Origin of the sequence: Vibrio sp. 3-2(1) (assembly GCF_963887575.1) — a bacterium.
Lineage (GTDB): Bacteria > Pseudomonadota > Gammaproteobacteria > Enterobacterales > Vibrionaceae > Vibrio > Vibrio anguillarum.
The window spans coordinates 354,298-376,757 of record NZ_CAWPGB010000011.1; the positions used below are offsets into that span (position 1 = coordinate 354,298).

23 protein-coding genes and 1 tRNA gene are annotated in these 22,460 nt (G+C 43.1%); 3 read left to right on the top strand and 21 right to left on the bottom strand.

Features of this window, described 5'->3' with window-relative positions; genetic code table 11:
- Positions 1-91: 91 nt before the first annotated feature.
- The 5 genes from AACQ79_RS04195 to AACQ79_RS04215 all read right to left on the bottom strand — a co-directional run bounded on the left by AACQ79_RS04195 (position 92) and on the right by AACQ79_RS04215 (position 6,018).
- Positions 92-1,432 (bottom strand): GGDEF domain-containing protein, encoded by a 1,341-nt coding sequence (locus AACQ79_RS04195; protein ID WP_017045214.1) that lies wholly within the window; start codon positions 1,430-1,432, stop codon positions 92-94.
- Entirely contained in the window at positions 1,429-2,463 is a 1,035-nt protein-coding gene (locus tag AACQ79_RS04200) for an ABC transporter substrate-binding protein (protein WP_081265504.1), read from the bottom strand. Before AACQ79_RS04200 ends, AACQ79_RS04195 begins: the two co-directional genes overlap by 4 nt.
- Before the next feature lie 188 nt (positions 2,464-2,651).
- Positions 2,652-2,739, bottom strand: a tRNA-Ser gene (locus AACQ79_RS04205).
- A 168-nt stretch (positions 2,740-2,907) separates the two neighbouring features.
- Positions 2,908-3,357, bottom strand: a complete 450-nt coding sequence (locus tag AACQ79_RS04210; RefSeq protein ID WP_017042265.1) for an L-alanine exporter AlaE — start codon at positions 3,355-3,357, stop codon at positions 2,908-2,910.
- Positions 3,358-3,594: 237 nt separating this feature from the next.
- Positions 3,595-6,018, bottom strand: coding sequence for a hybrid sensor histidine kinase/response regulator (locus tag AACQ79_RS04215; protein ID WP_049785461.1), 2,424 nt, complete (start codon positions 6,016-6,018; stop codon positions 3,595-3,597).
- Between the two features lie 161 nt (positions 6,019-6,179).
- Between AACQ79_RS04215 and AACQ79_RS04220 the strand changes: the two genes are divergently transcribed.
- Positions 6,180-6,761 (top strand): UPF0149 family protein, encoded by a 582-nt coding sequence (locus AACQ79_RS04220; RefSeq protein WP_013856580.1) that lies wholly within the window; start codon positions 6,180-6,182, stop codon positions 6,759-6,761.
- A 112-nt stretch (positions 6,762-6,873) separates the two neighbouring features.
- On the opposite strand, the gene nadA is transcribed toward AACQ79_RS04220, so the two are convergent.
- The 16 genes from nadA to cysS form a co-directional block, all read right to left on the bottom strand.
- Positions 6,874-7,935 carry a quinolinate synthase NadA gene (nadA, locus tag AACQ79_RS04225; protein ID WP_026028138.1) on the bottom strand — a complete coding sequence of 354 codons (1,062 nt, stop codon included), beginning with the start codon at positions 7,933-7,935 and terminating at the stop codon, positions 6,874-6,876.
- A gap of 135 nt (positions 7,936-8,070) precedes the next feature.
- Complete coding sequence (gene ybgF / locus AACQ79_RS04230) at positions 8,071-8,847, bottom strand: tol-pal system protein YbgF (protein ID WP_019280925.1); 777 nt, start codon at positions 8,845-8,847, stop codon at positions 8,071-8,073.
- A gap of 15 nt (positions 8,848-8,862) precedes the next feature.
- Positions 8,863-9,402, bottom strand: coding sequence for a peptidoglycan-associated lipoprotein Pal (gene pal, locus AACQ79_RS04235; protein ID WP_013856577.1), 540 nt, complete (start codon positions 9,400-9,402; stop codon positions 8,863-8,865).
- 30 nt (positions 9,403-9,432) lie between these two features.
- Complete coding sequence (gene tolB / locus AACQ79_RS04240; protein ID WP_094146918.1) at positions 9,433-10,770, bottom strand: Tol-Pal system beta propeller repeat protein TolB; 1,338 nt, start codon at positions 10,768-10,770, stop codon at positions 9,433-9,435.
- Between the two features lie 27 nt (positions 10,771-10,797).
- Positions 10,798-11,868, bottom strand: coding sequence for a cell envelope integrity protein TolA (tolA, locus tag AACQ79_RS04245; RefSeq protein WP_170895418.1), 1,071 nt, complete (start codon positions 11,866-11,868; stop codon positions 10,798-10,800).
- A 12-nt stretch (positions 11,869-11,880) separates the two neighbouring features.
- On the bottom strand, positions 11,881-12,324 hold the full coding sequence (gene tolR / locus AACQ79_RS04250) for a protein TolR (RefSeq protein ID WP_013856574.1): 444 nt from the start codon (positions 12,322-12,324) through the stop codon (positions 11,881-11,883).
- Positions 12,325-12,327: 3 nt separating this feature from the next.
- A complete protein-coding gene (tolQ, locus tag AACQ79_RS04255; protein WP_170898553.1) occupies positions 12,328-13,011 on the bottom strand; it encodes a protein TolQ in 684 nt (227 codons plus the stop codon).
- Positions 13,001-13,420 (bottom strand): tol-pal system-associated acyl-CoA thioesterase, encoded by a 420-nt coding sequence (ybgC, locus tag AACQ79_RS04260; RefSeq protein ID WP_017042272.1) that lies wholly within the window; start codon positions 13,418-13,420, stop codon positions 13,001-13,003. The genes tolQ and ybgC overlap by 11 nt, the downstream gene beginning before the upstream one ends.
- Positions 13,421-13,599: 179 nt before the next feature.
- Positions 13,600-13,902 carry a cyd operon protein YbgE gene (gene ybgE / locus AACQ79_RS04265; protein WP_013856571.1) on the bottom strand — a complete coding sequence of 101 codons (303 nt, stop codon included), beginning with the start codon at positions 13,900-13,902 and terminating at the stop codon, positions 13,600-13,602.
- Positions 13,895-14,002 (bottom strand): cytochrome bd-I oxidase subunit CydX, encoded by a 108-nt coding sequence (cydX, locus tag AACQ79_RS04270; protein WP_000270284.1) that lies wholly within the window; start codon positions 14,000-14,002, stop codon positions 13,895-13,897. Before cydX ends, ybgE begins: the two co-directional genes overlap by 8 nt.
- 11 nt (positions 14,003-14,013) lie before the next feature.
- The gene (gene cydB, locus AACQ79_RS04275; protein WP_013856570.1) at positions 14,014-15,150 is read right to left on the bottom strand and encodes a cytochrome d ubiquinol oxidase subunit II; all 1,137 of its coding nucleotides are present in this window, start codon (positions 15,148-15,150) and stop codon (positions 14,014-14,016) included.
- Positions 15,151-15,167: 17 nt separating this feature from the next.
- Entirely contained in the window at positions 15,168-16,754 is a 1,587-nt protein-coding gene (gene cydA, locus AACQ79_RS04280; RefSeq protein ID WP_029189795.1) for a cytochrome ubiquinol oxidase subunit I, read from the bottom strand.
- Between the two features lie 472 nt (positions 16,755-17,226).
- The gene (ruvB, locus tag AACQ79_RS04285) at positions 17,227-18,231 is read right to left on the bottom strand and encodes a Holliday junction branch migration DNA helicase RuvB (RefSeq protein ID WP_017042275.1); all 1,005 of its coding nucleotides are present in this window, start codon (positions 18,229-18,231) and stop codon (positions 17,227-17,229) included.
- The gene (gene ruvA, locus AACQ79_RS04290; protein ID WP_013856566.1) at positions 18,228-18,848 is read right to left on the bottom strand and encodes a Holliday junction branch migration protein RuvA; all 621 of its coding nucleotides are present in this window, start codon (positions 18,846-18,848) and stop codon (positions 18,228-18,230) included. Before ruvA ends, ruvB begins: the two co-directional genes overlap by 4 nt.
- 100 nt (positions 18,849-18,948) lie before the next feature.
- On the bottom strand, positions 18,949-19,470 hold the full coding sequence (gene ruvC / locus AACQ79_RS04295; RefSeq protein ID WP_013856565.1) for a crossover junction endodeoxyribonuclease RuvC: 522 nt from the start codon (positions 19,468-19,470) through the stop codon (positions 18,949-18,951).
- A gap of 81 nt (positions 19,471-19,551) precedes the next feature.
- Complete coding sequence (cysS, locus tag AACQ79_RS04300; protein WP_170898555.1) at positions 19,552-20,934, bottom strand: cysteine--tRNA ligase; 1,383 nt, start codon at positions 20,932-20,934, stop codon at positions 19,552-19,554.
- A gap of 179 nt (positions 20,935-21,113) precedes the next feature.
- On the opposite strand from cysS, the gene AACQ79_RS04305 reads away from it, so the two are divergent.
- Together AACQ79_RS04305 and lpxH are read left to right on the top strand one after the other, a co-directional pair.
- A complete protein-coding gene (locus AACQ79_RS04305; protein ID WP_010319203.1) occupies positions 21,114-21,608 on the top strand; it encodes a peptidylprolyl isomerase in 495 nt (164 codons plus the stop codon).
- Positions 21,609-21,644: 36 nt separating this feature from the next.
- Entirely contained in the window at positions 21,645-22,379 is a 735-nt protein-coding gene (gene lpxH, locus AACQ79_RS04310) for a UDP-2,3-diacylglucosamine diphosphatase (RefSeq protein WP_170898557.1), read from the top strand.
- The last annotated feature ends 81 nt before the right edge of the window (positions 22,380-22,460 follow it).

Consider the following 22,460-nt stretch of genomic DNA (forward strand, 5'->3'; position numbering starts at 1 on the left):
GTTCAATTGATAAACGGTATTATTCAGGGATTGCGGCTATCTACTCATGCATCAGCCTCGACCCAGCCGCTTCCTATGCAGAAAAATGGCGTTAACTCACCACGTCTTCCACTGTAAAAACTCCCCTTAAGGGATCAATGTTTTGACAATAAGTGTTACCAACCACCTCTTTCGCTTGATACATCGCCTCATCAGCCAAGGCCATTAAATGGTGCATGCTATTGGTTTGTAAGGGGAAATAGCTGATACCGACACTAACACCAACGGTTAGGCTTTGCCCTTCAAACTCAATGGGCAGCCCTAAGCATTTGATAATTTGTTTGACTTTCTCTGCGACAAAATCGTACTCATCAATCAGATCGAGGCACACTACAAATTCATCGCCTCCAAGCCTTGCCGAAAAATCAGATTGGCGGATACTGGCCTCTAAGCGAATCGCGATTTGCTTTAAAATTTCATCTCCCGCGCAGTGGCCTTGAGTGTCGTTGATGGTTTTGAAATTGTCCAAATCAATGAAGAGCAGCGCTAACTTCACCTTAGTCCTATTGGCTTTTACGATGGCGTTATCCAACAATTTTTCAAACGCTCGCCGATTAAGTAGCCCCGTCAACGAATCATGTTCAGATAGAAACTGAAGCTGATCTTTTTGAATTTTTAACTCTGAGGTTTGTCGCTCAACCTCTAATTGCAATTCATCTTTTGTCACGGTTGTCGTTTTTAGTGATACCTTCATATGGTTAAAAAAGTCAGCCAAAGCTACAAATTCAATATCCAGATTAACTGGCTCAATCTTGCTTTCAAGGTCACCATACGTCAAAGCTAGGATACCTTGTTTAATTGACGCAAACCCCCTTTTGAAACGTTTCAAAATCAACCAGGCAATGCCACTCACTAAGATTGAAAAAAATAATATTTTCAGTGCACTCACCATCAAGGTCATTTGTTGACTCTCAATGCTTTTTGCTAAGACTGATTTTTGTAAGTAAAACAACTCTTCAGTCATATTTTGCACGAGCATATTGTAACGTGAATGTAACAGCCCTTTCGCGCTGATTAAAGAGTTGCTTTTTGCTTCAGCATCTTGATGAGTAAGCTTTTTTTCTTGTTGCAGTAAGACGGCAAGGCTAGTATTCATACGTTGTAAGTTTTCGATATGTTTGCCCATCATCTTATGATTAAGCAGTCTCTTGGAGAGGCTTTGCTGAGCAATATCAACCTGGTCCAAACTTGATACATCAGAATACTGCAGGAAAATCCAAAGTTGGCTACGCAACAAATCCACACTCAATTGGATCTGCATAATATCTTCTAGATCTTTTTTTGTTTGCTCTTGTTCTTTAAGTAAGCCCCACAGAGAAAAAGTGATCAAAAGGATTAGAAATGCCGTGGATGCGAACAATAATGTCAATTTACGTACAATCGAACTGATCATTTTATCGATACCTTAGTACGTAGCACTTCCTCGATCGGCTTGGAAGCAAGCACTGTCCGAAAATCCGGCTTGTCGCCCGTAACCATACCAGCCTCAATCGCCCATCTTGCTTGAAGCTGTAAGTTAGATAAAAGTGCATTACCTAACGACAAACGAAATACATAATCATTCCAAGACCACTCGAGTTGGGGTAACGGAATATTTAAGGCCTGTGCGATCACCTCTCTCGATTGTTCAGGATTGAGGTTAATCCATTCATTAGCCTCTTTTAATGCGCGTAATATTGCCACTATCTCGTCATGCGCCTCTTCGACGGTTGCTTTCATCGAAAGTAAATTAAACGACAAATGATAAATACCAGATAGCCCAAGGTTCAATACATCGGATGGTGCAGAGGTTTCAGTTTTATAACCGTAAGGTTCCCAAACAGAAATAGCATCAACTTGTGAGGAGAATAATGAGTCATTTAGCGCTTCTGGTGGTAAATAGACTTTTTCAACAGCCATCTCTTTCAGGTCACTGGCAATCAACAATGAATCAAAGTAAAACTCACTGGCACTCGCCTTAACGATGCCTACTTTTTTACCTTCCAAGTCACTCAGGTTAACAATGCCTAATCGCTCTAACGTGAGCAGCTTTAAATCGTTATCTGACTCAACAAAACTGGTTAATAGTGCAAAATCATTACGCTGGAAAAGCTTAAACATAACCACCGACTCAGAGGCAGTCGCATAGTCTACATTCCCACTAAACAAAGCTTGAGAACAGGCCACACCTCCAGAACAGGGCACTAGTTCGACATTGACCCCTTGTTGTTCAAAAAAACCCAAACTTTCGGCAATAATAAAGGAGGAAGAGAGTGGCGTTTGCGAAACCGCTATTCTTACTGCTTTACGCTCTTCAACACGGCTAGCATCATAAAAATGACCAAGTTGCCTATTAAAAATAGCAATAGTGACTACCAATACAACAATAGCCACTGCAACTTTATGAAAGGTCTGAGCTTTGTGCTTTTTCGTAACCATAGCCAATAAGTGAAATTAGTTTTATATATGACAGTTTAGCTCTGAATTGGAATTATTTTTGAGTGAATGGCTATTTAATAACTTTTAGCAGGGGATGCATTGAGATTGTTTAGATTAAACAGTGAGTTAAGCTTGAGTTAACATGGTATTTTACGCACAAAAAAACCGTAGACGATCGTCTACGGTTAAGAATATGGCGGTGAGCAAGAGATTCGAACTCTCGATACGTTGCCGTATACACACTTTCCAGGCGTGCTCCTTAAGCCACTCGGACAACTCACCAAATTATATTGTGGTTAGCGCATTTGGCTAACGAGGCGCTAATTTAATGATTCTATAGGATTAGGTCAAGCCAAAATAATAAAAAAGCCCACCACTTTGGTTCGTTTGACTACTTATTGACTTATTTGATGAAATTCAATACAAGCCTTTCTTCAGTGAGTGTCACGGTTAGGCGCTACGATGATAACCAGGGACACGGAACCAACGGCGGCACATATCTAAAAAATAGCCATAGAGAACGCCCATTCCACACGACACAATGGCATTGCTTGATACTGCGGTTATGATCTGCTCTGTAGATGCGCCTACAGCCCATAGAATGGCGGCATAGACCGGAGATTGAAATAGAACGTAAGCAACCAAATCCGAGACATTCTTCATTAAGCCAGTCTCAGACCATTGACGTCCCTGGCGCAGAATAAAGTCACGAAATACGCCATAAGGCCATGCTATTGCGATATTAACTGGGATAGACAGTGTACGTGATGCTAGCGACTGTTCGAAGGTCATTCCAGAGATGAAAATTTCAATGATCATGCCTGATATAAAACAAAAAACAACCATTGCAAATGTGTCCGCCGCAGCATGACGAATACAAAATGGGCCACGAGCTTTCATTACTTCCCTCTACACAATAGATATAACTATTAAATATGCCAATCAGCAATACAGATACCTAGAAAATAACAACAAGCTAGATAATGAGGGAATTAGAACACATATTTTGTAGATTTAGTGACCAATTTTAATTAACTTAGGTAAATTTATAACCAATTTTGAATCGGAAACTAGAATCTAACGCTATTCTTTAAATTCCTGTTACAACGCATTCTTACTAAATCTCAAAATGGTTATTTAATTACAAAAATCGGAAAGCAACACCGTTAGCAAATCGACTTGCTGCTGTGTAGGTAACTGGTGTTTTTCTAAGCTTGTTTGGGTATCGATTAACACTTGATGAATATGAGTATTTTCAATCTCCGGCAACTGCTGTATCAAACGTTGAATCATGGCTAATGCAAGTTCTATGTTTTGATCTTCTACTGCCATATAAAACGTCACCAATGATTCCTCTGCTGAGCCTATCTTTAGCGGCATAGAGGACTCTGGATGATATTGATACAGTTTTTCGACAAATTGGAAAAGAGCATCATCTAATTCATTGTCATCAATGGGTTTGGTGACAATATAATCAGCGCCGGCCGACAACATTCGCTCACGAGTTTCTTTGAAAACATCAGCAGTACAACCAAAAATGAGCACATTACGTTGCTCCCCAACTAAGATCCGAATCGCAGACACCGCTTCTACGCCATCCATTACGGGCATATGGTTATCCATCAATATCAGGTCATAATTCCCGCCAACAACCGCTTGAATTGCCAATTCACCATTCTCAACACAATCGCATGTAAACCCTTTATTCTTCATAAAGGTTTCGATGATGATAGAGTTGGTCCGGTTATCTTCCACAATGAGAGCTTTCAGTCCTTGGTAATTAAGCTTGCGACGTGGCTTGACTTCAATGGTCCCGGGCGTCGTTGTTTCTATCGCTAGCATAACGTGAAAACTGGTACCAATTCCTAACTCACTGGTTACCGTAACTGTCCCATCCATTAGCTCTACAATTTGTTTTACAATCGCTAAGCCCAACCCCGTTCCACCAAAACGCCTTGTCGTCGATGATTCAGCTTGTTCAAATGGGCGGAATATTTTTTCCTGAGCCTCTTTTGCTATACCTATCCCCGAATCCCGTATCCGAATAGAAAGATACCGTTTATCTTCCATCTGCTGCTCTTTTAGAGTCACTTCGACAAAGCCGTGAGAGGTAAACTTGACCGCATTATTAAGTAAATTAAACAGAATCTGTCTCAATCGTGCTTTATCTGAGTAATACCAGCGATCGTGAACAATATCGCTGTAAATCCTAAACTGCAGTCCTTTTTCATTGCATAAGGTATGGTAAACACTGTTAATACTACCAATCAGTGAATCCAAGGGGAAACGGGTGTTATCAAGTTCTAATCGCCCTTGTTCAATCTTGGAGAAATCGAGAATTTCGTTAAGCAGCACCATCATGTGCTCGCCAGACTCATACAGACTATTAAGGTGTTGCCTCTGTTCTGGGGAAAGCTCTGTTTTCAATAAGATTTGCGCGGTTCCTAAAACACCATTCATTGGAGTTCTGATTTCGTGTGACAGGGTTGCTAAGAAGGCACTTTTGGCTTGAGTGGAAGCTTGAGCTTTCACTTTTTCCGCTTCAAGATAAACGGTTTTTTGGTTAAATGAATCGATAAGCTGGCGGATCTCATCTTGGCTTCGATACGGCATATCAATAATACCGCCCTGCTTAGAATCACTCACTTTTTTGGCGATTATGGTAATCGGTTTAATCACATATTGATTGATCAAGTAATAACCGATCATAACGCAAACTAAAAGGATTGGAATGATACTCCGTTCGACATTCATCACCAGATCAAACACTTCGTCATTCACTAACCGATGGGCATTAATAACATCAACTCGCCATTCAAAATCACCAAAACCGAAATGACTTACGTTAGCTTCTTCACGTATTATAAAATTATGTTCAGTGATCAGGGATCCCCCCGAATCACTTAAGGATACGCCAAGGTTATAAAGCTCCGCTTGACTGGCAATAAATGTGGCTAACCCCGCCAATGACAGATCGACTGTTGCTACTCCAGCAAATTCACCGTTAACGTAATAGGGCGATGAAGCCGTGATCATCTGAACGTGCGTATAGGCATCAACATAGACTTCTGACCATACCACACTACCGACAGGCTTCTCTTTTACTGCGTTGTACCACTCTTCGTTATCGTAACCATGCGCTTCTTGATTGTTCCAAGAATGCAATTTGTCGACTTGACCGTCAGCGGCTCGATTATAAAATAGGCTACTGTATCGCTGCGATGCATTAATGCTGTAGGGTTTCGGCCATAACCCACCACTGACGACAACATCATCAAGTATAGTGAACAGCGAAGAGAGCATTCTGTCTTGCTCAGCTTGGTTGGTTGCAGCTTGCCCAAGGCTCACAATGCTTTGGAGCACACCAATAGAACGGTTGAGAGGTTCGCGAATTTGGGCTGATAACACTTCTGCACGAAGATCTAAATTCTGTTTTAATTCAGCTCGTAGTGGCGCTTCGACAACCCAATAAGTAACGGTACCTGTGATCGCAATAAAAAAGCAGAGATAAAAAGAAAGGGCGATAATGCTCTTCTTCTTCAATGAAATAGGTGCTCTCATAAATCCTTTCAATTTTTTCTTTTGTGCAAATTATAGTGAACAATCTCAGCGAGCAATATGTTGATTGTTGTAAAACCTCACTAAAGCCAACAAATTATCAGCAAAATTCGCACATTGTATCGCTTTAACGTTAAAATGGCTGCAAATACACTCGGCAACTGATGGGATCTGCTGTGAATTTACAAGAACTCCTTACCCAACCCGAACTAGAAGATAAATTGCTTAATGAGGCCAAAACTCAAGGTTTTGTCGCATCCATGGCGTCAGCGCCTAACTTGCTCCCGCCAGAGGAATGGCTCCCTTTTCTATGGGGGGGAGAAGAGATCGCGCCATTTAGCGAAGGCAAACAGCTAGAAACCTATTTCCAACTGATCGTTGAAATGTGGAATGACTATCGCCCTGCTTTGCTCGAAAATCAATGGAGCTGGCCTGCAGGTTGCTCACTCGATGAACAAGAAATAGTGACTGAACATGTCCGTGATTTTTGTGAAGGTTTTCTTCAAGGTTGGCAACTTACGCGTGATGATTGGGAAACGTTAATGCCTGAAGATAGCCAAGACAATGCGCTACTTGGGGGCGTGCTCCTTTCGCTGAGTATGCTTTATGATCCGGAGACGTCCTTGGCAACACTTTCCCAACAAGGTATGCAAGGACTCGACCAGTTTGAAGAAATCTATCAGGCCATACCTGTGATGTTGTGTGGCTTAACGCAACGCGGCGCTCAGTTGGCACTAGAGCAATAACTTTGTTTTTGAATAGTTTTGTTTTCGAATAACGTTAATTTCAAATCAATTTGCTTGCGATAAAAAAGGCTCTGAATAAGAGCCTTTTTTCATCCACTACCGCCGAAAGGAATTAGGCATTCCCTTTGACTTGCAAATTTAACTGTTCAGCAAAATCCAACATACGGTTTAATGGGATGAGTGATTTCACTCTCACGGCTTCATCGACGAAAATTTCGTGATCTTTACCGCCTTCCATAAGAGCTGACTCAATCGCTCGAAGACCATTCATCGCCATCCAAGGACAATGCGCGCAGCTTCGGCATGTTGCCCCGGCCCCTGCCGTCGGTGCTTCAATCAATTCTTTCTCAGGGACTAACTGCTGCATCTTAAAAAAGATGCCTTTATCGGTCGCCACAATCATTTTCTGTTGAGGTAAGGATTTTGCTGCCTTAATCAACTGGCTTGTAGAGCCTACAGCATCCGCAAGTTCTACCACACTGGCTGGTGATTCTGGATGTACAAGGATGGCTGCATCAGGATACAGTGCTTTCATCTTACGCAATGCATCGGCTGAGAACTCGTCGTGAACTACGCATTCACCTTGCCAGAGCAACATCTTTGCACCCGTTTTTTTCTCGATGTATGAGCCTAAATGGCGATCTGGCCCCCAAATTATGGGTTTATCTTCCGCATCTAAGTGCTCAACAATATCAAGTGCAATGCTCGATGTAACCACCCAATCGGCACGAGCTTTGACCGCCGCCGATGTGTTTGCATACACAACAACGGTATGATCTGGGTGTGCATCACAAAATTCTGTGAATTTATCGGCAGGACACCCCAGATCCAAAGAGCATTCTGCTTTTAAGGTTGGCATTAAAATGCGTTTTTCAGGGGTTAAGATTTTTGCTGATTCGCCCATAAATCGCACACCAGCGATGATCAATGTACTGGCAGGATGGCGATTACCAAACTTGGCCATCTCTAATGAATCACCAACAAAACCGCCGGTTTCTTCAGCGAGAGCTTGAATTTCAGGATCGGTATAGTAATGCGCAATTAATACAGCATCTTTTTCTTTTAAGAGTTGTTTGATACTTGCTGTATAGGCTTGTTTTTGCTCAACCGTTAGTGGAATGGGCTTTGGCGGAAATGGATAAATAGTTTCAATCGTATCTAATATGTGGCTCATTGCTCTTGCTCTACGCAACTTCCAAGAATCCGAGCATTGTACACCGCACCTAACGAAGGATCAAAAGCGATTCATAAAATAGGGCCGTCGAAAAAAGAGGCCGCAAGGCCTCTTTTTTATTAACTCAAATTGTTATCAATTCAAATTCTCTTTAGCAACCTTGGCAGACGCACTTGTAGGGTATTCATCCACAACTTGCTGATAATACTTATTTGCTTGCGCAGTATTATTATTGCGCTTGGCAATATCACCTAACTTAACCAGCGCATCAGCACGTTTATTGGAGTCACTGTAAGTGAGCACGGCGGCAAAACTTTGCGTCGCTTCTTTATCCTGCTTTTTCGCAAAATAGAGCTGCCCTAACCAATAATGGGCATTAGACGCAAAATTAGAATCTGGATAATCTTTTTGAAACTGTTGAAACGCTGCAATAGCACCACTGTAATCCCTTTTCTTCAGGATCAAATCAACCGCATTCTGATAGGCAGTTTGTTCATCAACATTGCTGCTAAACGTTCCTGCAATATCAGTGTCCGTTGTCGGCTGTGACGAACTTGCGGTTGTATTCTTCATTTCGCCACGTACGCGATCTAACTCGATAAAGAGTTCACGCTGACGCTGCAACATTTGCTGCATATCGTAGCTATTACGCTCTAACTGGCCACGTAGTTCGCTGATTTCAAGTGCCATATCATCGAGCTGCTGCTGCATTTTGAGTTGAACGCTATTACGGTTTTCAAGCAGACGTTCAAGACGTTGTACATTAGATTCAGATGATGATTGTTGAGCACGAGATGTGCTTGCTGAAGAGCTATTGCTAAGATCGGATACTGGAGCTGGTGCAGCGAGTACTTGACCCGCTGCACTTGCCAGTAACGTAAGCGTTACAATTCGCTTTAAGTTACTGAACATGAGGCGATTCCTCGATTAGTATACGAGAACCGCGCGGCGGTTCTTCGCATACACTTCTTCAGATTGACCAAGAAGAAGTGGCTTCTCTTCGCCATAGCTAACGATCGAGATTTGGTCAGCTTGTACACCTAGCGCTTGTAGATATTTCGCTACAGCTTGTGCACGACGCTCACCTAGCGCGATGTTATATTCAGGCGTACCACGTTCGTCAGCATGGCCTTCGATGGTAACTTTCATTGCTGAATTTTTGCTTAGGTAAGCTGCGTGTGCAGCAAGCATATCTTCGTAATCACCAGCAATTGTCGCGTTATCAAATGCGAAATAAATGGTTTGAGTTTCACGAAGAGCTTGTTCCTTTAGCTCTTGTTCAGAGAGTTGGCCATTCGCATCAATTGGAGAAACTACAGTTGTATCAACGCTGTTTGCTGAACCTGAAGTAGACTGGTTAGTTTGAGTACCAGAAGCGTTTGTCGCTTCATCGCTTGAACTACATGCAGTTACTGCAAGTACTGGTAGCGCAATCAGTAGCCCTTTAAGAACTTTATTAAGTTGCATTTTTTTTCCTTACTTTTTGATACTTACTTGCTATAAAAACGGAGACCACGCAGGAGCCCTAACGCGACCATTTGTTGCCGGTAATCTAGCTTTGAAACGCCCATCTATAGACACCATCGAAAGTACATTCGCTTTGTTATAAATAGAACTGTATATGACCATACCACCATTGGGTGCAATACTTGGAGACTCATCGAGCAAAGTCTTTGTTAGAATTTGCACTGAACCAGTTTCCAAATCTTGTTTCGCCAGATTAAAACCCGAATTACTTCGGTTTACCATGACAAGGAATCGACCATCAGGCGTTATTTGTCCACCTAAATTCTGGCTGCCTTGCCATGTCAGACGATTGGTAGAACCGTCTGATAAATTTACTTGATATATCTGTGGTTTACCACCCCGATCCGAAGTAAATATTAGCGATTTACCATCAGGATGCCAGAACGGTTCTGTATTATTTGATCTGCCACTCGTTATTTGTTTCAGCTTCTTGGTTGCCAAGTCCAGAGTATAAACCTGTAAGCTGCCCGTTTTAGACAACACCAAGGCGAGAGTTTTCCCATCTGGTGAGAACCTTGGTGCCCCATTATGACGTGGGTACGAGGTCATTTTCTCTCTTTCGCCAGTATAAATATTCATGATGAATATTTCCGCTTGGCCGTTTTGGAAGCTCACATACGCCAGTTGCTTACCATCAGGTGACCAAGTCGGTGACATCAAAGGCTGTTTTGAACGAAGTACTAAACGTTCATTGTAACCGTCATAGTCAGCAACCCTTAGCTGGTAAGGATATTGTTCATCGTCGTTGACCACCACGTAGGCAATACGAGTGAGAAACGCACCCTTATCACCCGTGAGTTCTTGATAGACCAAATCTGAAATTCGATGCGCATACTCACGCATTCGGTTTGCTGGTACGGTGGCAACTTTATTGAATAAAACATGATCTTTAGAAAGCACCAACTGTCCATCGTTACTTAATGCTTTGCTTTGGCCTTGTGTCAGTTGACCACGCACTACATCTACCAATTGGTAGTTGATGACATAGTTACCTTCTGCATTTTGCGTAATGCTACCAGTGAGCAAAGCATCAACACCAATACTGGTCCAAGCATCAAACTTCACATCGGTTTCATTGTAAGGCGTTTGTGGCATTTTGCTGGTCGCAATCGGGCTGAATTTACCACTACGTTGCAAATCTGACGCGATCACCGCAGAGACATCCTGCGGTAATTTTGTTTTGCCTTCCCACTTAAACGGTACGATAGCAATCGGCCTTGCTGAATTAATGCCGTCGGTGATCACAAGCTCCAATGCGGCGTTGGCGAGCTGTACACTACTTGCGATGACAAGTAAGCATCCTAACATCAATCGCTTTAACACAAGCTTTTCCTTTTAATTTGGTTCTACAGTTAAATTAATGTTTTTCAATTGATTGACTACATCAAGATCATCTTTGGGCAGCGGAAACGTCCCCACCTGCGCCACAGCACGTTTTGTCGCCGCGCATAACCTTGAGTCACCATCAATAATGCTTAGATTACCGACTATTGCTCCAGTTCCCGTTGGAATGAGCCGTAGGTTCACTTTGCACTGTTTACTTTTAAAACTGTCTTCAATCAGCAAATTTTGTTGAATGAGCTGCGTATAGATTGCTCCATACCGCTGAGCTTCGTTCATTACAAATTGGGAACGAGCTGAGCTATTTTGCTCTGCTTCTGTTTCTAACCCAGAAAAAATGTTATTCAGCGCCGCTTCTTGTTCTTTGCGTTCACGCTCCAATCTCTCTAGACGTGCTTTCTCTTTTTTTGCATTTTCGGCCGCTTTCTTCGCCTCTTGTTCTTTGGCTATTCGCTCTTTCTCGGCTCGCTCTGCTGCTTCTCGCTCTTTACGAGCTTTCTCTTTAGCTTGTTCTGCCTCTTTTTCACGGGCAATGCGTTCTTTTTCCGCTTTCGCAATTTCAGCCTCTTTAGCGATGCGCTCCTGTTCTGCTTTTTTTACCGCTTCTTCTTTTATCTTACGTTCCGTTTCCGCTTTTACCGCTCGCTCTCTTTCTTTACGAGCTCGTTCTTCTGCCACTTTACGCTCTTGTTCTTTTTCGGCACGTTGCTTTTCAGCTTCTCTGGCCGCTTTCGCTTCCTGAGCTTGTTGTTCTTTTAGTTGGCGAATATTCTCTTCTTCCGCCTTGCGGTTTTTTTCCAACTGCTCACTTTCGCGGCGTAACTTATCCAGCCGATCCTGCTCTTTTTTGGCAGCAGCTTCACGCTGGTTACGAATTTGCTGGGCCTGTTTTTGTACCAATTGTGGATCAATCACCACAGCTTGAACCATCTGCCCTGCAGGCTCGGGCTTAGTTAGGCTAAAATCCGAACCCCATAACAAAGCAATGATCAACACTATATGCAAAACAGCCGAGATAATGATGGGCTTTTTGTAATCGCTTTTTTTGGATTTATGATCTTTCATGAACAGTACAAACTATCCTTTAATTTCGGTTAGCAGACCTACTTTTGAAATGCCCGCACGATTCAATTCATCCAGAACCAGTATCACTTCTGCATAAGGCGTTGCAGCATCACCGCCAACCGCAACCGGTGAATCCGGTTTCAACGACAATTCAGCTTTGACTCTAATGATGACATCTTGCAGCGAAAGACCCCGCTCGACTTCCTCATTATTTACGCTCAACCCGAGACGACCTTCTTTATCTATTTCCACGATGATAAAACTACTATCACTATCACCTTTCAGCTCAGCCGCTGACTTTGAAGTGGTTGTTTTAGGAAGCTCGACGTCAACGCCTTGAGTGACAAACGGTGATGTCACCATAAAAATAATCAGCAACACGAGCATAACATCGATATAAGGGACAACGTTAATCTCAGCTGTCAACTTGCGCTTTTTACGCTGGTAACCCACCATCGTCTATTCCCTACCAGCCATCGCTTGGCGGTGAAGAATGCTATGAAATTCTTCAGAAAAGGTGGCGTAATTATGCTCTAATTTGCTGACTTTATTGCTCAACCTGTTGTAAGCCATCACCGCAGGAATAGCCGCAAATAAACCCATGGCGGTCGCAATCAGCGCCTCTGCAATACCAGGAGCCACCATTGCTAACGTCGCTTGCTTCACCGCACCTAACGCAATAAATGAGTGCATGATTCCCCATACCGTACCAAATAATCCAATGTATGGACTGATAGAACCCACGGTCGCTAGAAATGGCAGACTGGTCTCTAACTCGTCCACTTCCCTTGCGACAGCAACTCGCATCGCACGTCCCGTCCCTTCCATGATGAAATCAGGTGAAGTGGCGTTAGTCTTGCGTAAACGTGCAAATTCGGTAAAGCCAGAGTAAAAAATCTCTTCTGTACCCAAAAGTTCATCTTTACGCTTTTTGACATCTTGATAAATAACAGATAAGTCAGTACCAGACCAAAATTTGTCTTCGAAAGCATTGGCGTTCTTTTCTGCTTGGGAAAGGACTTTACTACGTTTGATGATCATCGCCCACGAAACGATAGACATCCCCAAAAGGATTAGCATCACCATCTTGACCAATAAGCTGGCTTGCAAAAACAGATCGAGAATTGAGATATCAGCAGTCACTATGGGTTAACTCCAAAATTATTGATTGAGGCATCGCTTTTGGCCTCATGTTCTGATTGTCGATGCATGCTACCTTAACTATTGCTTTACACAATACTTTACCTTCAGGATTGACGAGCTCTTGACAGAAGATCAGTGAGGCTTTTTTCAATGCCGAAATCACAGTATTTATCGTCAGCATATCGTCTAAACGTGCAGCTTGTAGAAAATCGATGTCAACGTGCCTGACCACAAAACCAATGTTCTGCTGCAAAAGCGTCTGCTGAGACACTCCAACTGCGCGTAACATTTCAGTTCGGGCTCGTTCAAAGAATTTAAGATAGTTTGAGTGATAGACGACACCACCAGCATCCGTATCTTCATAGTAAATCGTTACAGGCCAATGAAAGGCTGAGGCTGTATTTTGCACAAAGGTTCCAACACATATACAGATTTAGGCGGATACTATAACGCAACTCATTGACGTTAGTACAAGCATTGAGTGGACTTTTACAAAACTTGAAACAAAAAATTAGTGCTGTCTCAAAGAGGCAGCACTAATGTGGGTCGTTAATCAACCTTCGACAGGTTATTCATACACAGTAAATATCAAACTAGTCGAATAATCGTTAGGTAAATTAAGATCGATAATGAAATGTAGGGGCTAAACAATAATTGCCAAAACCATTTGCGTGGTCTAAAGCCAACACCAAAAACCATACTTGCACACAGCGCCCATATCATGAGTGGTGAAATAACCGCGTTAAAACCACCAATGCTCTGAGAATACAGCTCGGGATCCCACATAATCATGGCGATATGATAAAAACCAAGCAAGAGCGATAAGACTCTGAGCAGAGTCTTATCAACCAGTTTATGGTACTCAGTGACTTGCATTGCAAGTTTACTCACTGTCTTTGTCCATCATTTCAGAATGCTCTAACCAAAGAGCGTTGATGATGCCAAATGCACACGCTAAAAGCACACCTAGAATCCATGCGAAATACCACATATCTATGCTCCTTAGTAAAGTGAGTTTTTGTTTTCTTCAATAAACTTGCTATCAAGACGACCAAACATCTTGTAGTAAGTCCAAGTGGTGTAACCAAGAATGATAGGTACCATTACAAAAGCGACCACTGTCATTAAGTTCAACGTCAATTCACTCGATGTTGAGTCCCACATGGTCAAGCTGTTACTTGGTACTAAGCTTGAAGGCATGATAAATGGGAACATCGCAAAACCAGCGGTGAAAATCACACCTGCATTGGCTAAGCTAGAAGCCAAGAATGCGAGACCACCTTTTTCAAAACGCGACGCCAACACAGCAAGTAGTGGCATGGCAACACCCAAAGCTGGTGCGATCCATAGTAATGGGTAAGCGTTGAAATTAGCCATCCACGCCCCCGCCTCACGTATCACTTCTTTATTGAGTGGGTTTGATGCAGCATGTGTATCAATGACGCTGGTAATCACGTAACCATCGATGTTTTGGATCCAAAACCCTGCAGCGACGAAAGTAACAGCAACCAACAAGCCCATTAGTTGAGCGACGCCACGAGCGCGTGCATGCAGCTCATCGGTGGTTTTCATCTGTAGCCAAGCGGCGCCTTGTAAAATAATCATAAACAAGCTGACTAAGCCGCAAAGCAGAGCAAATGGGTTCAACAGACCAAAAAATGAACCGTGATACGTTGGCATCATGAAATCACTGAGTTGGAATGGCACGCCTTGTAGTAAGTTGCCAAAGGCAACACCAAAGATGACTGGTGGTACAAAGCCACTAATTGAAATACAGATATCCCAAGTATTACGCCACTTTGGATCTTCAATTTTTGAACGGTAATCCAAACCAATCGGACGAAGCCATAATGCAGCCAATGTAACAATCATAGCCAAATAAAATCCGGAAAATGATGTCGCATAGACTAACGGCCAAGCCGCAAACAGTGCACCACCTGCCGTGATAAGCCAAACTTGGTTACCATCCCAGTGTGGGGCAATAGAGTTGATCATGACACGACGCTCACTGTCATTCTTACCAATGACGGGAACAAGAGCACCAACGCCCATGTCAAAACCATCTGTGATTGCAAAACCAACCAGCAGTACGCCGATCAGCACCCACCAAATTAGTCGCAAGATTTCGTAATCAAACATTATTCTATCTCCCTGCCTTATGCTTCGACTTGACGGCTAACTTTGTCTTCAACAGAGTTTGCGTTTTGCTCAAAGTGATAACGACCAGTTTTCAGGCTGCTAGGCCCTTTACGAGCAAATTTAACCATCAGGTAAACTTCAGCAATCAAGAACACAGTGTACAGTGCAAGAATCGCAAACAATGAGGTCCATAATTCGCCCAGAGTTAGCGCAGAAGCGGCAACATTGGTTGGCAATATTTCACCAACAGCCCATGGTTGACGGCCATATTCAGCAACAAACCAACCTGCTTCAATTGCAATCCACGGTAGAGGAATACTGAACAAGGCGGCTTTAAGTACCCATTGTTTTTGCTCAATTTTCTGACGACAAGTTTGAATAAATGCTGCACCAAAGACAAATAGCATCACAAAACCAACACCGACCATCAGACGGAATGACCAAAATAGTGGCCATACGGTTGGAATTGAATCATCGGCGGCGGCTTGAATTTGCTCTTCCGTTGCATCGCTCACTTTATCGGTATAACGTTTTAGCAATAAGCCGTAGCCCAAATCGCCTTTCACTTCTTCAAAAGCGGCAATGTTTGCTGGCGATTTTTCGCCTGCACGTAATTTCTCTAACAGTTCATAGGCATACATACCGTTACGAATTCGGTCAACGTGTTGATCGCGTAGATCGCGTAACCCTGTGACTTCGGTATCCAGTGAACGTGTAGCGATAATACCCATCACGTACGGAATTTTTACTGCATAATCGGTGTGCATGGCGTCTTGGTTAGGCAAACCAAACAGTGTAAATGCAGCCGGTGCAGGTTCCGTGTGCCACTCGGCTTCAATCGCAGCCAGCTTCACCTTTTGAACTTCACCCACTTCATATCCTGATTCATCACCAAGCACAATCACGGACAAAATAGCGGCCATGCCGAATGATGCAGCGATAGCGAATGAGCGGCGTGCAAACGCAACGTCTCGACCTTTCAGCAAGTAATATGAGCTAATACCAAGAATGAACATCGCGCCAGTGGTGTAACCAGAAGCGACGGTATGCACAAATTTCACTTGAGCAACTGGGTTGAAAACGACTTCAGCAAAGCTGACCATTTCCATACGCATAGTTTCAAAATTGAATTCTGCGCCAACTGGGTTTTGCATCCAACCATTCGCAATCAAGATCCAAAGTGCCGAGAAATTGGACCCCAGAGCAACCAACCAAGTCACGCCCAAATGCTGGCGTTTTGATAGTCTATCCCAACCAAAGAAGAACAAACCGACAAAGGTTGATTCTAAAAAGAAGGCTACAAGTGCTTCAATCGCAAGAGGGGCGCCAAAAATGTCACCTACATAGTGGGAATAGTATGACCAGTTTGTACCGAACTGGAACTCCATAGTGAGGCCAGTGGCCACCCCAAGGGCAAAGTTAATACCAAAAAGCTTACCCCAGAACTTTGTCATGTCCTTATAGATTTGCTTATCAGTCATTACATACAAAGATTCCATGATGGCTAAAAGAAAAGCCATACCTAGAGTCAATGGAACGAACAGGAAGTGATACATCGCTGTCAGTGCAAACTGCAACCGCGATAGATCAACGACGTCAATCATGGTAACTCCTTTGTGCCGGCTGAATGACACTTTTGACATGCTAAACGGGTTAAAATTCCTCAAAATTCATCAGTGATATAACCTCATCAAATGTTGAAAAATATCAGAATTTTGTTGCAAGCATGTACCGTTATGGTTAGTTAATTGTTAAGCATCAGCTAATATAGCTGGGACTAATACTACTTCTAAATGCAGGTTGTTTCAAAAGATTTATGGGAGAAAAAAGCCTTGATTTACATCAATTTTCACGCGGCAAATCTGAACAAAAAAAGAACAAAATGATCCACATCAAAGGAAGAATGAAATTGTTGTGAGTATTTAGTGAAAGGGATAGAAATTAATACAACGAATCACACAGAGAGTTAACAATACACTTCACATCATTAACTCTTTAGTGATAAGGAAATTATCATAAATAAGATGTAGTTCACACTTTGTGCTTACCACCTAAAAATGACGATGAGGTGTAAACTTATTTTTCAATTCCGAAGTGAAGATAGGCGCGATCGGTCGCCATTCGTCCTCTTGGTGTCCGTTGTAAATAACCTTGTTGGATAAGAAAGGGTTCTAACACATCTTCAATGGTATCTTTTTCTTCGCCGATTGCAGCAGCTAGGTTATCGAGACCAACAGGGCCACCGCCAAATTTGTCCATAATCGCTAGTAATAGCTTTCTATCCATATAGTCGAAACCTTGGCTATCAACATCCAACATGTTTAGCGCTTTATCTGCAGTCTCTATACATATGTGCCCGTTGCCTTTCACTTCAGCGTAATCTCGAACTCGGCGCAATAAACGGTTGGCAATCCGAGGCGTTCCCCTTGCTCTCCTAGCCACTTCAAGTGCACCATCCGCTTCCATCGACAATCCTAAACAGTCCGCGCTTCTTTGCACTATGTACTGTAGATCATCAATTTTGTAATACTCAAGGCGCTGTACAATACCAAAGCGATCACGCAAGGGTGAGGTTAACGAGCCAGCGCGAGTTGTTGCCCCAATCAGCGTAAAAGGGGGTAAATCGATTTTAATGGACCGAGCGGCTGGACCTTCGCCAATCATTATATCGAGCTGGTAATCTTCCATTGCGGGATAAAGAATTTCTTCAACCACCGGACTTAAGCGATGAATTTCGTCAATAAAAAGAACGTCGTTCTCTTCAAGGTTAGTCAGTAATGCCGCCAAATCGCCTGCTTTTTCCAATACCGGACCAGAAGTTGTGCGGATATTCACTTCCATCTCATTGGCAACGATATTGGCTAATGTTGTTTTTCCAAGCCCTGGAGGGCCAAAAATCAGGAGATGGTCGAGTGGTTCGCTGCGCATTTGTGCCGCTTTAATGAAGATTTCCATTTGATTGCGTACATGATCTTGGCCACGATAGTCCGCTAATTTTTTGGGACGAATCGCGCGATCAATAATATCTTCATCTTTAAAAATAGGACTATCAGGGGCAATTAAGCGATCAGCTTCAATCATACCATTGCTCTCAAGGCTTCTTTAATCAGCGCTTCGCTGGTCATGTCAGCTTTCATTACTTGTGCCACTACTTTAGAAGCTTGTTGAGGCTTATAACCCAAAGAAAGTAACGCACTGATCGCTTCTTCTTCCGCATTGCTCGTGAGCGCTTCCAAGGAATTGTTATCGACTGGTGCAGCGTCAGTAGCGGGAGTGAAGAGGTCACCGGCTCCCCAACCTTTCAGCCTATCTTTCATCTCAACAACCAAACGTTCAGCGGTTTTTTTACCCACGCCAGGAAGCTTAACTAATGTGGAGATATCTTCACGCTCAACGCATGAAACAAATTGACCGGCCGTCATTCCGGACAAAATACCCAAGCCTAATTTTGGCCCGACGCCATTCGCTTTAATCACTTCACGAAATAAAGCTCGCTCTTTTACCGTGTTGAAACCATATAAAAGCTGCGCATCTTCTCGGACCACAAAATGGGTATAAATGACCGCTTCTTCGCCCAATTTAGGGAGTTCATAGAAGCAACTCATTGGCATTTGGACTTCATAACCAATGCCAGCGACTTCAATCAATAGCTCTGGAGGTTGCTTTTCAATCAGAATGCCGCGAAGACGTCCAATCACAGGAAATTCCTTAGAGAAATGAGGTTATTTGACTCGGATGATAATAAATAACTGGATGTATAGCCAGTAGAAAAATACCACCTCGCTCGAGATCGGTTTTTCAGCGATATCGGCCTTTTTTAGCACTGCTTGCCCGCCCAGCTAACGCGATCAAGGTTTTATTGGTATTCGCATGACAAATTGCCACACCCAGAGCATCAGCGGCATCCGCTTGTGGCTTAGCCGATAATTTGAGCATTTGCTGGACCATATGTTGTACCTGCGCTTTATCAGCACTACCCGTACCAACTACAGATTGTTTAACCAGTCGAGCGGCATATTCATACACTGGAAGATCCGCATTCACCGCCGCCACAATAGCACTGCCCCTTGCTTGTCCGAGCTTGAGTGCTGAGTCCGCATTCTTTGCCATAAATACTTGCTCGATGGCAAAAACATCAGGCTGAAACTGTGTGATGATTTCCGTCACGCCAGCGTAAATTTGCTTGAGCCGCCCTGGTAACTCTTTTTCGGAGGTACGAATACATCCACTACCAAGATAGTACAAATATCGTCCATGCTGCCTGATCACACCATAACCTGTGATTCGCGAGCCGGGATCTATACCTAAAATAATTGACATGAAAACCTTAATCGTGGACGAAAAACAAAATGGGCTTAACCAATAAAGTTCAAGCCCATCATCGACAAGTTAACTGCCTGATTATTTACGACGCCAAGTAGTCCCACTTGGTCCATCTTCTAAAATGATGCCGAGCTCGTTCAACTTATCGCGTGCTACGTCAGCATTAGCCCAATCTTTTGCTGCACGTGAGTCATTACGCAGTTTGATCAAAGCTTCAATCTCAGCCACTTGTTCGTCGCCATTAGTGTCCCCTTTAAGAAACGCTTCTGGATCTTGATGCAAAATGCCAATCACATCGGCAAGCTCACGCATAAGTGCGCCAAGAGCGCTGGCTTGCTGAAGATTTTCTGTCTTCAGCTTGTTGATATCACGTGCCATATCAAACAAGACGGAATAAGCCTCTGGCGTATTAAAGTCATCATTCATCGCTATCGTAAAGCGGCTGACATACTCTTCACCGCCTGCAACTGGAACGGTTAAATCCAACCCTCTCAACGCAGTGTATAGACGCTCTAGCGAGGCTCGCGCTTGTTTTAGGTTATCTTCGCTGTAATTTAATTGGCTGCGATAATGGCCCGACATCAAGAAATAGCGCACCGTTTCCGCATCATAATGAGCAAGTACATCGCGGATTGTGAAAAAATTCCCTAATGATTTAGACATTTTTTCTCTATCCACCATCACCATGCCACTGTGCATCCATGTGTTCACATAGGGAGTGTCATGTGCGCAGCACGATTGAGCAATTTCATTTTCATGGTGAGGAAACTGCAAATCAGAGCCTCCACCATGAATATCAAAGTGGTTACCCAAAATCGCTGAATTCATCGCCGAACATTCGATATGCCAGCCTGGGCGTCCTTCTCCCCATGGGGATTCCCAAGTGGGCTCGCCCGGCTTCGACATTTTCCACAACACAAAATCAAGTGGGCTACGCTTAGCAAGATCAACATCAACACGAGCGCCCGCTTGAAGCTGATCGAGATCTTGTTTGGATAACTTGCCGTATTCGTCAAATTTGCTGACCTCAAACATCACATCACCATTAGAAGCAACGTAAGCAAAACCGCGTTCAATCAGTCGTTGCACCAAGCCTATGATTTCTTGGATATAAGCGGTTGCACGAGGCTCGACATCTGGACGTTTCATATTCAATGCATCGAAATCTGCATGCATGTCTGCGATTAAGCGCTCGGTTAGCGAATCGCAAGATTCACCATTTTCGGCAGCACGTTTAATGATTTTGTCATCAATATCAGTGATGTTACGCACAAATGTAAGGTCATAGCCTAAGTAGCGCAAGTAGCGAGAAATCACATCAAAAGAAACGAAGGTGCGACCATGGCCAATATGACAGAGATCATAAATGGTGACTCCACAGACATACATACCCACTTTGTTGGCATGAATTGGTTTGAATTCTTCTTTTTGTCTAGTGATTGAGTTATATATTTTCAGCATGATCTCTATCTAATAACTGTTTGAACTAAAATGGCTTCACAGTATAACAACTCTAGCCTAGCTTGGTCATCCTTATTCTCTCGCAATAATACGGCCCCTAAAGACATTTGTTGATTTGAATGTGTCCAAAGTTCAGTTAAAATCCGGGCCTCAACGAAAAATAGATAAAGGTAACTATCATGATCATCCTTCACACGAATTTTGGTGATATTAAAATTCAACTTAATGAAGAAAAAGCACCAGAAACAAGCGCAAACTTTCTACAGTACTGCCGTGACGGTTTTTACGATAACACTCTGTTCCACCGCGTTATCGATGGATTCATGATTCAAGGCGGCGGCATGACCTCTGGCCTAAAAGAAAAAACAACTCGCGCAACGATTAAAAACGAAGCCAACAATGGTCTAAGCAATAAGATCGGTACTCTTGCCATGGCGCGCACTATGGATCCACACTCTGCAAGTTCTCAGTTTTTCATCAACGTGAACAACAACACATTCCTAGATTTTCGTTCAGAAAGCCGAGATGGCTGGGGCTACTGCGTGTTCGCTGAAGTGATCGAAGGTATGGATATTGTGAACAAAATAAAAGCAGTGAGCACAGGCTCTATGGGCATGCATCAAGATGTTCCACTAGAAGAAGTGTTCATTTCTGGCACAACCATCGAAGAGTAACGGTAAAAGGAGCGCTATGCGCTCCTTATTTTTATTATGCATACACTATTTATTTCTGATTTACACCTAAGCCCTTCTCGACCAGATATCACTGAGTGTTTTATCCGTTTCATGCGCGAAGAAGCCATTCATGCCGATGCACTGTACGTGCTTGGCGATCTTTTCGAATTTTGGATAGGTGACGATGATAATTCACCTTTCGCCAACCAAATAAAATCGGAATTTAAGCAACTGACTCGCAAAGGGGTTGCTTGCTATTTTACTCAAGGAAACCGCGACTTCTTGCTTGGCAAACGATTTGCGAAAGAAACCGGAATCACTCTTCTCCAAGAAGAACAAGTAATTGATCTTTACGGAAAAAAAGCCGTGGTGTTGCATGGCGACACACTCTGTATTGACGATATAAAGTATCAAGCCTATCGCAAGAAGGTTCACCAGCCTTGGCTACAATGGGTATTTAATCGGCTACCATTTTTTGTAAAGGTTCGTATTGTGGGTAAAGTACAGTCGGGCATCCATAATGATAAACAAATGAAATCTATGGATATTATGGATGTCACACAAAGTGAAGTGGATAGAGTTCTGACCCAGTATGGGGTCGATTTAATGATTCATGGCCATACTCATCGACCAGAGATTCATCACAGAAATCAACTTCATGGCACCGCAACGCGAATTGTTTTGGGTGACTGGTACACCCAAGGCTCAGTCTTAGTCTATGCTAATGATGGTTACGAACTGCAAACTCGACCTTTTAGTTCTAAAAACTGACGCCAAGTCGCACTCTGGTACTATTGGTTTAAGCGGTCGAATCAAAAGTTAAGCTATAATAAGTATAATCAATAATATCAA

What these genes read in the sequence shown, in the direction of transcription:
- AACQ79_RS04195 (WP_017045214.1), bottom strand. Translation starts at nt 1,432, where the DNA reads ATGATCAGTTCGATTGTACGTAAATTGACATTATTGTTCGCATCCACG.
- AACQ79_RS04210 (WP_017042265.1), bottom strand. Translation starts at nt 3,357, where the DNA reads ATGAAAGCTCGTGGCCCATTTTGTATTCGTCATGCTGCGGCGGACACA.
- AACQ79_RS04215 (WP_049785461.1), bottom strand. Translation starts at nt 6,018, where the DNA reads ATGAGAGCACCTATTTCATTGAAGAAGAAGAGCATTATCGCCCTTTCT.
- AACQ79_RS04220 (WP_013856580.1), top strand. Translation starts at nt 6,180, where the DNA reads ATGGGATCTGCTGTGAATTTACAAGAACTCCTTACCCAACCCGAACTA.
- nadA (WP_026028138.1), bottom strand. Translation starts at nt 7,935, where the DNA reads ATGAGCCACATATTAGATACGATTGAAACTATTTATCCATTTCCGCCA.
- ybgF (WP_019280925.1), bottom strand. Translation starts at nt 8,847, where the DNA reads ATGTTCAGTAACTTAAAGCGAATTGTAACGCTTACGTTACTGGCAAGT.
- pal (WP_013856577.1), bottom strand. Translation starts at nt 9,402, where the DNA reads ATGCAACTTAATAAAGTTCTTAAAGGGCTACTGATTGCGCTACCAGTA.
- tolB (WP_094146918.1), bottom strand. Translation starts at nt 10,770, where the DNA reads ATGTTAGGATGCTTACTTGTCATCGCAAGTAGTGTACAGCTCGCCAAC.
- tolA (WP_170895418.1), bottom strand. Translation starts at nt 11,868, where the DNA reads ATGAAAGATCATAAATCCAAAAAAAGCGATTACAAAAAGCCCATCATT.
- tolR (WP_013856574.1), bottom strand. Translation starts at nt 12,324, where the DNA reads ATGGTGGGTTACCAGCGTAAAAAGCGCAAGTTGACAGCTGAGATTAAC.
- cydX (WP_000270284.1), bottom strand. Translation starts at nt 14,002, where the DNA reads ATGTGGTATTTCGCATGGATTCTAGGTGTGCTTTTAGCGTGTGCATTT.
- cydB (WP_013856570.1), bottom strand. Translation starts at nt 15,150, where the DNA reads ATGTTTGATTACGAAATCTTGCGACTAATTTGGTGGGTGCTGATCGGC.
- cydA (WP_029189795.1), bottom strand. Translation starts at nt 16,754, where the DNA reads ATGATTGACGTCGTTGATCTATCGCGGTTGCAGTTTGCACTGACAGCG.
- ruvB (WP_017042275.1), bottom strand. Translation starts at nt 18,231, where the DNA reads ATGATTGAAGCTGATCGCTTAATTGCCCCTGATAGTCCTATTTTTAAA.
- ruvC (WP_013856565.1), bottom strand. Translation starts at nt 19,470, where the DNA reads ATGTCAATTATTTTAGGTATAGATCCCGGCTCGCGAATCACAGGTTAT.
- cysS (WP_170898555.1), bottom strand. Translation starts at nt 20,934, where the DNA reads ATGCTGAAAATATATAACTCAATCACTAGACAAAAAGAAGAATTCAAA.
- AACQ79_RS04305 (WP_010319203.1), top strand. Translation starts at nt 21,114, where the DNA reads ATGATCATCCTTCACACGAATTTTGGTGATATTAAAATTCAACTTAAT.
- lpxH (WP_170898557.1), top strand. Translation starts at nt 21,645, where the DNA reads ATGCATACACTATTTATTTCTGATTTACACCTAAGCCCTTCTCGACCA.